The sequence below is a fragment of the Flavobacterium sp. GT3R68 genome, assembly GCF_007109225.1.
Taxonomy (GTDB): Bacteria; Bacteroidota; Bacteroidia; order Flavobacteriales; family Flavobacteriaceae; genus Flavobacterium.
In genome coordinates this window covers 1-1,110 of sequence record NZ_VJZK01000038.1, presented here as the reverse complement: position 1 = coordinate 1,110, position 1,110 = coordinate 1, and the positions used below count along the sequence as shown (strand labels likewise).

Annotated in this window: 1 protein-coding gene; it reads left to right on the top strand. The window is 33.3% G+C overall.

The window, feature by feature from the left end; genetic code table 11:
- A partial coding sequence (locus FNW07_RS13695) for a VCBS repeat-containing protein (protein ID WP_144265655.1) occupies positions 1–1,110 on the top strand: 1,110 nt, incomplete at both ends.

Sequence of the window (1,110 nt, the reverse complement as noted above, 5' to 3'; positions counted from 1 at the left end):
AGCTTCCGGTGGAGGTGAAAACGCATCTAATTTACAAGACCGACTCTATTTAAATAAAAACAATCAATTTCTAAAAACAACTTTACCAAAATTGACCCAAAACGCATCGGTTGTGAAGACTTTTGATTATGATAAAGATGGTGATTTAGATATTTTCGTTGCAAATAATTCTGTGAATAACAGATTTGGAAGTATGCCGGATTGCTATTTATTGAACAACAATAAAGGAACATTCACTATCGCTGAAAGTAAAACGTTTTCAAAAATCGGAATGGTTACGGATGCAGTTTTTACTGATTTTAACAAAGATGGAAAAACAGATTTAATAGTGGTTGGAGAATGGATGAAACCTACTTTTTTTGCGAATAAAAACGGTAAATTTACGGATGTAACAGCAACGGTTTTTCCGGAAAAAAGCAATGGATTGTGGCAATCGGTAATTTCTTTTGATATTGATCAGGATGGTGATGCCGATTATTTGGTAGGAAACTGGGGAATGAATTCCAAATTTAAAGCGTCGCGGGATTTTCCAATGAAGATGTATTATGATGATTTTGATGCCAACGGATCTTTTGAAACGATTGTGGCAATAGAAAAGAAAGGACAGTATTATACCACAATGAGCCTCGACGAATTGGCAGAACAATTCAGCGGGATGCTAAAAAAGAAATTCAACAGTTATAAATCTTTTGCCGGAAAAACACTCGAAGAAGTTTTTGATCCTAAAATGCTTGAAAAAGGGAAATTATTTGAAGTTCATAATTTGAAATCGGGTTATTTGAAAAACAATAATGGAAAATTTACTTTCGTGCCATTTTCGAATAAAATGCAAGTGGCTCCAATTAATTGTTTTGTGAAATCCAATTTTGATTCAGATGCCAAGGAGGAAGTTTTTGCAGCAGGTAATTATTTTGGAGTTTCCCCTTATCACAGTAGATTTGATGGTTTCTCCGGGGCTTTAATCAAAAATGAAAAAACAATATTTTTAGGAAATCAAATCGGGATTGATTTGACTCAAAAGGCAGTCAGACATTTGGATCTAATCAATTTCAATGGTAAAAAATATGTATTGATTACCATAAATAATAAAAAGGCGGAGTTGTATGAAAT